The sequence below is a fragment of the Parasporobacterium paucivorans DSM 15970 genome (genome assembly GCF_900141895.1).
Taxonomy (GTDB): domain Bacteria; phylum Bacillota; class Clostridia; order Lachnospirales; family Lachnospiraceae; genus Parasporobacterium; species Parasporobacterium paucivorans.
On record NZ_FQYT01000041.1, the window covers coordinates 1 to 5,326 of the forward strand.

The window sequence follows — 5,326 nt, forward strand, 5'->3', positions numbered from 1 at the left end:
CCTGTGGCGATACATTTCTAGGTATAAAAAACACTCCCTCCTAAATAAACAAGTTTTTATTATTTCACTTGTCTACCTAGAAGGGAGCATATCATTTTACTGCAAGGGCTTTCTTTTATAAATTTTGTATCAAAGTTGTATCAAATGCTTTATTTATCTAACTAATCCCTTATAAATGCAGGGATTAATCCATTGTGTAAGGCATCAGGGCAATGTGTCTTGCTCTTTTGATAGCAACTGTAAGTGCTCTCTGATGTTTTGCACAGTTTCCGGTGATTCTTCTAGGAAGGATCTTTCCTCTTTCGGAAACATATCTCTTTAATTTATTTACATCTTTGAAATCAATGTCACCATTTTTTTCACCACAGAACACGCATACTTTCTTTCTTCTGCGTCCGCCCGGTTTTTTTCTGAAATCTGGTCTATCACCATTTCTATTAGCGTATGCCATACAAATATGACCTCCTTATTAAAATTTTAATTGAATGGAAGGCCTTCGTCTTCCACTCCGTCAGGAATATTCATGAAGTCGCTTCCCATCGCTGAGGATGGTGCTGGTCTGGCTGAGGGCTGAGCTGATGCCTGTCCGCCTGCCGCCTTGCTTTCCGCAAACTCTGTATTTTCCACAACGATATCCGTCGTGTAAACTTTCTGTCCATCCTTATTCGTATAGCTTCCTGTCTGGATTCTGCCTTCCACTACCACCTTGATTCCCTGGTGGAAATATTTCTCAGCAAATTCGGCCGTCTTGCCGAAAGCTACACAGTTAATGAAATCAGTGTTATCTCCGTTGGCGTCTTTTTTGAACCTACGGTCAACAGCCAGTGAAAATCTGGCCACAGCCATCGTATTGTCACCTTGTGAATATCTGATTTCAGGATCTCTTGTTAATCTTCCCATAAGAATTACTTTATTCATACTATCTCCTCTTTTTCAATGAGCGTATATGTTCGTAAATGCTATCTTATGCTTCCTGTCTGGTAATTAAATATCTGATTACGTTTTCCATAATACGGATGTTTGTCTCAATTTCATTTGGACAATCTGAACCCGACTCGAATTTAATGAAGAAATAATAAGCTTCTTTCATCTTCTGAATTTCGTAAGCAAGTCTTCTCTTACCCCATTCGTCGACGTTTGTAACCGTACCGCCAAAGCGGGCAATCATTTCTTTGATTTTTTCAACGGTAGCAACTCTTTCTTCGTCTTCGAGTTTAGCACTTACGATCAACGCTAATTCATATTTGTTCATGTGCTTTAACCTCCTTCTGGTCTCTGGCCCCCTGTCTGGCAGGGAACAAGGAATAATTTTCATATATCACGAACAGTTATATTAACATAGTTCGTCAAGATTTGCAAGATTGATTTTCCCATCATTCAAGATTCAGCTTTTTGCTCAGAATAAGATTGGTCACCAGGTAATACGCCACACTCAGCACTATCTGGAATATTATGACCACCAAAAATATAACATTCAGCATATCCAACACCATATAAGGTGTTGCGGCATCCCCATATCTGGCAATCTCCATGTATTTCTCATTGCCAAAGAACAGGATGGCCATAAGCACGGAAGAAATGATCTGGCTGATCACATACAACCCGACAAATCCCAGTACAGCACCTCCCAGTTTATGTTTCATGAAAAGCTGCCCCACTGACAGGGAGGCATACAGCATCAGGATCAGATAAACAACCGCCACTATGCAGAGCACGGCAGCTTCTGCAACGAACCGGAGGCTTCCGCTGTACAGCGTAAAAATAAGCCTGACCTGTTCCAAGAATTCGGCGATTTTCGCCACCAGTCCCGCTCCTACTCCCATTATGAACAGGGATGCAACTATGATAATTACTGAAAATACAACGAATATAAAACTGACCAGCAGCTTCGCGATGATGTGCTGGCTTGTTTTCACCGGAAGTGTAAAGGACAGATACCCTTCATCCTTCAGAAGATTATTATAAAACCTGTATACAATCAGAATAAACGTCAATACTGCAATGGCAACAATGGAAACGACATATAAAACTGTGATAAATCCCCGGAAGATTTCCGTTATGACATTGCTGGTTTCTATGACCCAGAACAGTTTGTTGATCAGGGTGATTCCGATAAACGCTGCGTACAGCGCAAGAAATATCCTTCCGTTTGCCCTGAATTCGTGTCTGAATAATTTTCCTAGCATCTGAACACCTCCCTGAATAATGCATCTACAGATTTGCCTTCTGTCTGGCGGATTTCATCCACAGACTTCTGCATGATAATTTTCCCTTTTTCTATAAAAACAACCTCATCCAGAATCTGCTCGACATCTGTAATTAGATGGGTCGAAATAACTACCGTTGACTCCGGATTATAGTTTGTGATGATGGTGTTGATAATATAATCTCTGGCTGCGGGATCCACGCCGCCTATCGGTTCATCCAGGAGATACAGACTGGCGTTCCTGCTCATCACAAGAATCAGCTGGACTTTTTCCTTTGTTCCTTTGGACATGGTCTTAAGCTTGTCCTCGGGATTAATGTTCAGTCTTTGCAGCAGCTCATGGGCTCTTTCCCGGCTGAAATCCGTATAAAAATCCTCAAAATAATCTATTATTTCCCTTACCTTCATCCAATTATTGAGATAGGTTTTCTCTGGAAGGTATGAAACGATACGTTTAGTTTCCGTTCCTATTTCCATGCCTGAAACAAGAACCTCCCCCCGGGTCGGAGAAAGCAGACCGTTCGCGAGCTTGATTAAGGTGGATTTTCCGCTTCCATTCGGTCCCAGAAGTCCGACGATCCGGCCCTTCTCCAGTTTCAGATTCACATCGGAGAGTGCCTCAAAACTCCCGTACTTTTTTGTAAGTCCCCTGCACTCAAAAATCACATTGTTATCGTCCATCTTCTGCCTCCTCATCCCTTTCATCCTTCAGGTCGCATATCATATCCAGCACTTCCCGCTTTCCGAACCCAAGCCTGTTCATGCTCAGCAAAAATGCATTTATCTGTTCCTGCGCGATATTCTTTTTCAGTCCTTCTATCATCTGTCTGTCCTCTGTTATATACCTGCCTGCCGTCCTCTGTGAATAAACAAGACCAAGCCGCTCGAGTTCCGTCATCGCCTTCTGCATGGTATTCGGATTTACGGCGGCCTCTGCCGCAAGATCCCTTACAGAGGGAAGTTTGCTTCCCGGGGAGAGCTCTCCGGATATTATCTTGATCTGAATTTGTTCCAGCAGCTGGATATAGATTGGCCTGTCTGATTTCAAATCCCACACCATGGATCCCACTTCCTTTCAATCTGTATTATTGTACTACTTAACTAATACAATTAAACCATAATTAAACCTGACTGTCAACAATATTATCAGTCAGGTTTTCTAATTTCCTTTGAATTTTTCACGACTAGAGGACGAGGAATCATAATCTGATGGCCGCATCCGAGACATTTCAGTCTGAAATCAGCACCGATGCGCATGATCAGCCATTCGTCACTGCCGCACGGGTGCTTTTTCTTGAGTTTCACAACATCGCCAACCTGATAATCCATTGCAGATACCATCCCTTACTTATTATAATAATGTATAAATTCTATCATATCGTGTTTTCGTTGTAAACCATTAGACTTTTTTCCTGTTTTTCGATTGTTATTATTATATCATTAGAATATTTGTCTGAGGCTTTTTCTCTTAAAATCGTATATAATTAACACAAATAAAGTTTTTTACACTAAAGCTTTTGTGTATTTATAACAGTCCAGGAGGAAGTAATATGAAAAAAATGGAAGCTGACGTTATTGTCGTAGCTGCTGGGCCAGCCGGTCTGGCTGCCGCAATCACTGCAGGCGAGAACGATTTAAAGGCTCTGGTTTTTGAAAAGGCCAATACCACTGGGGGAGCCGCCAATATGGGCATGGGCCCTTTAGGCATCAACACCAGGGTCCAAAAGAACAGCTTTAATGACATCACCGTCGAAAGAGCCCTAAAACTGCATATGGATTATACCCATTACCGGGTCGACCAGGACCTTGTGCAGACCTATTTCAACAAATCCGCCGACACCATCGAATGGCTGGAGGACATGGGTGTTGAATTTGCCGGATGCTTCAAATACTTTACGGAATCAGAGGCCACATGGCACATCGTCAAGCCGGAAAACGGGGTGATTGGACCACGCGCCGCAGGACCGATGGTAAAGATCATGACGGAGAAGGCTAAAGAACTCGGTGCAGAAATACACCTGGAAACCCCTGTCAAAAAGCTCATCATGGAAGAGGGCAAAGCTGTTGGTGTAATGGCTGTCGGCAAAGACGGCGAAGAAATCGAAGCCCGGGCGAAGGCCGTAATCGTGGCTACCGGCGGATTCGGCACGAATGCCGAAATGCTCAGGGAAGAGTTTGGTCTGGAATACTGGGTGGACTTCTTTCCATTCATGGTACCCGGCACTCAGGGAGAAGGACTGAAGATGATGTGGGAGGCTGGAGCCCGGAAATTCGGGGCAAACATCGAAGCCATCTACCATCTGAAAGACAACATGAACTGGTTCTTACTGGATGCAGTGCTTCGCCAGCCGAATTTACTGATCAACCAGAACGGCGACCGTTTCATGGACGAAGGACAGATGGGCAACACCACCTTCACCGGAAACGCATTGTCACTCCAGCCCGGCAACTACGGTTACTGCATCATGGACGGAGCCATCCTGAAACGTTACAAGAAAAATGGTCCGGATATTTTTGACATTGTGCACCCCGCGGAAGCCTTCCTTGCCTTTGATGAAGAAGCGAAACGCGCCGTGGAAGAAGGCTACGACGGCTACTTCGAAGCAGAATCTATCGAAGAACTGGCACAGAAGCTTGGAATCGATTCCGACAAGCTGCAGGAAACCCTGGATGAATACAATGAAATGTGCGAGGAAAACCTCGATACGAAATTCCACAAAAGCCAGGAATTCCTCCACCCGATCAACGGAAAGGGCAAATACCTGGTCGGCAAATTCTATCTGGGTGCTTACGGTACAATCGGCGGCGTAAAGACCAACAAATACGGCGAAGTATTCGGCGAACAGGACAAGCCGATTCCAGGGCTTTACAGTGCCGGCAGTGATTGCAACACGATTTATGGTGACAGCTACAACTTCACCCTTCCAGGCAACACCATGGGCTTTGCGCTCAACTCCGGAAGAATGGCCGGTGAGAGCGTTGCTGATTACATCGAAGAAACTGAATAACCCACAAAAGAGGAGGTTTTAAAATGAAGCAAAGCGGAACTTTGAATTTCGGTTTTCGAGGATGGCTGCTGATTATTTTCCAAATGACGGCATTCATCGCTTTTATGGTTTT

8 protein-coding genes are annotated in these 5,326 nt (G+C 44.0%); 1 reads left to right on the top strand and 7 read right to left on the bottom strand.

Features of this window, described 5'->3' with window-relative positions:
- Nucleotides 1-184 precede the first annotated feature (184 nt).
- From rpsR to BUA79_RS12045, 7 genes are all read right to left on the bottom strand, one after another.
- Entirely contained in the window at nucleotides 185-451 is a 267-nt protein-coding gene (rpsR, locus tag BUA79_RS12015) for a 30S ribosomal protein S18 (RefSeq protein ID WP_073994654.1), read from the bottom strand.
- A gap of 26 nt (nucleotides 452-477) precedes the next feature.
- Nucleotides 478-918, bottom strand: a complete 441-nt coding sequence (locus BUA79_RS12020) for a single-stranded DNA-binding protein (protein ID WP_073994655.1) — start codon at nucleotides 916-918, stop codon at nucleotides 478-480.
- A 46-nt stretch (nucleotides 919-964) separates the two neighbouring features.
- Entirely contained in the window at nucleotides 965-1,252 is a 288-nt protein-coding gene (gene rpsF / locus BUA79_RS12025; protein WP_073994656.1) for a 30S ribosomal protein S6, read from the bottom strand.
- A gap of 121 nt (nucleotides 1,253-1,373) precedes the next feature.
- Complete coding sequence (locus tag BUA79_RS12030; protein WP_073994657.1) at nucleotides 1,374-2,186, bottom strand: hypothetical protein; 813 nt, start codon at nucleotides 2,184-2,186, stop codon at nucleotides 1,374-1,376.
- Nucleotides 2,180-2,887, bottom strand: coding sequence for an ABC transporter ATP-binding protein (locus tag BUA79_RS12035; protein WP_094757460.1), 708 nt, complete (start codon nucleotides 2,885-2,887; stop codon nucleotides 2,180-2,182). Before BUA79_RS12035 ends, BUA79_RS12030 begins: the two co-directional genes overlap by 7 nt.
- The gene (locus BUA79_RS12040; protein WP_073994659.1) at nucleotides 2,877-3,266 is read right to left on the bottom strand and encodes a GntR family transcriptional regulator; all 390 of its coding nucleotides are present in this window, start codon (nucleotides 3,264-3,266) and stop codon (nucleotides 2,877-2,879) included. Before BUA79_RS12040 ends, BUA79_RS12035 begins: the two co-directional genes overlap by 11 nt.
- An 86-nt stretch (nucleotides 3,267-3,352) precedes the next feature.
- Nucleotides 3,353-3,535, bottom strand: coding sequence for a DUF951 domain-containing protein (locus tag BUA79_RS12045; protein ID WP_073994660.1), 183 nt, complete (start codon nucleotides 3,533-3,535; stop codon nucleotides 3,353-3,355).
- Between the two features lie 221 nt (nucleotides 3,536-3,756).
- Between BUA79_RS12045 and BUA79_RS12050 the strand changes: the two genes are divergently transcribed.
- Entirely contained in the window at nucleotides 3,757-5,214 is a 1,458-nt protein-coding gene (locus tag BUA79_RS12050; RefSeq protein ID WP_073994661.1) for an FAD-dependent oxidoreductase, read from the top strand.
- Nucleotides 5,215-5,326: the final 112 nt, after the last annotated feature.